Below are 1,576 nucleotides of genomic sequence, written 5' to 3' on the forward strand. Positions count from 1 at the left end.
TGAAGGTACTTAAAAGCCTCAAAACTCCTGACATCTGAAAACAGGCTTTTATACCAGTGGCAATATTCATCCACAAACTTTACGGTTGGTATGGCTCGACGAGGCTCTACCATGCTCTGTATTTACGTTCTAGGCTTTGTGCCTCATTATACTACCGCGAAAGTGACACAACAGGGTTAACTGACCAGTCGATGTTTTGTACAAACCTCGCTTGAGCCGCTTACCAGTGAACACAGGCTCTTTATCAGTTTTTCCGTAAACAGGGATTGGGTCTAAGTCCAAAAAACTTGACCGCGACGTGTAGGATTCCTCCTGCACGATTACCTTAATTCCCGCCAACCAAGCTTTGTATTCCAACATTTCAATTAATCGAGCGTGAGGGATACTGACAAAGTTTTGGTTGGTTTGCGAACCGAGATCAATTTCAGTTTTCCACTGTGCATTCTTGCCAATTACTAGCGTCCAAATCTGCTTAGTGAGCAAAAGGTTAATAATTAGACGGCTAGCATGATGTAAGTAATTATCAACTTTTTGATGGCGACAGCGAGTTAAGCGCTGAATGCGGGGCGAAGTTTTGCGATTCCCTTTGAACTGGGATTGCAATCGTGCTTGACGCTTGTTGTAAAACTGGTTAATCGATTTCAATGGTCGCCCGTTAATCAACAAAGGGATAAATCCCGGTTGATTTGAAGTTAACGCCACTAAATTATCCAGTCCTAAATCAATACTAGCTACAGAATTAGCGTTGCCAAGGGTGGACTCCGCTTCACTTCGACTACGCTCAGTACAAGCATCATAAATCACCTCTATTACATAGGAATCGCATCTCGGCACCAGCCTAACTTGGCAAACCCGGTCGGGATTGACTTGGGTTTTGATTGAAAGTTCAGTCCCCGAAAGTTTAATAATTCCTTGCTTCAACTGTTTGCTGCTAATCGCTTGAATTGTGTAAACGAGAAGGTTTCGCCCTTTGGTCTTGTCTTTGTACTTTGGCAATTTTGGGCGACCCGTGAATTTTGAAGAGTCAGCTTTGTAAGCTTGAACTGCTTCAAAAAACGATTTCCAATTCTTGTCTAGCACCATCAAGATTTGCTGACTTACTTTAGCAGGCAAAGCCTTATATGCTTCGTGAGACTTCATCAATCGGTTCATTTCGTTATAACTGACATAACCCCATCCATAAATAAAGCTCTGACGAATGACGTAATTGGCGGCATTGTAGAGGTTTTTGGACTTGAAAGCTAGTTCGTCTATTTGGGCGAAACGGTGTTCCGTGGATTTAATGATGTGCCTCTCTGTTAGCTGCATTTGAGACTTCCGTTCTTTGGGCTGTGCGTATTTCTTGTTCAACACTCATAGCGATCTGAGGCTTTGCTGAATCAAGGTATGAATGCCCCAGGAATGGGAAGATCGTGAAATTTCAAGTAATGTATTAATAACTTAATAGAATGCTTGAGCATTTTCTCACATTTAGAATAACAAAGAGTCTTGCGATGTAGTCGGGAGCATCCCGGTTTTGTAAATGGTTAAAAGTATGATATGAGCCAAAATTTTTCGCCCTGCGCTACATGATAGA

At 42.2% G+C, this 1,576-nt stretch carries 2 pseudogenes; both read right to left on the bottom strand.

What is annotated here, in order from left to right:
* Positions 1-177: 177 nt before the first annotated feature.
* A pseudogene (locus QUA99_RS32765) lies at positions 178-1,308 on the bottom strand (RNA-guided endonuclease InsQ/TnpB family protein); the annotation flags it as partial.
* A gap of 71 nt (positions 1,309-1,379) precedes the next feature.
* Positions 1,380-1,505, bottom strand: a pseudogene (locus QUA99_RS33335) (IS1 family transposase); the annotation flags it as partial.
* Positions 1,506-1,576: the final 71 nt, after the last annotated feature.

Origin of the sequence: Microcoleus sp. F10-B2, from assembly GCF_036704965.1 — a bacterium.
In the GTDB taxonomy this organism is placed as follows: domain Bacteria; phylum Cyanobacteriota; class Cyanobacteriia; order Cyanobacteriales; family Microcoleaceae; genus Microcoleus.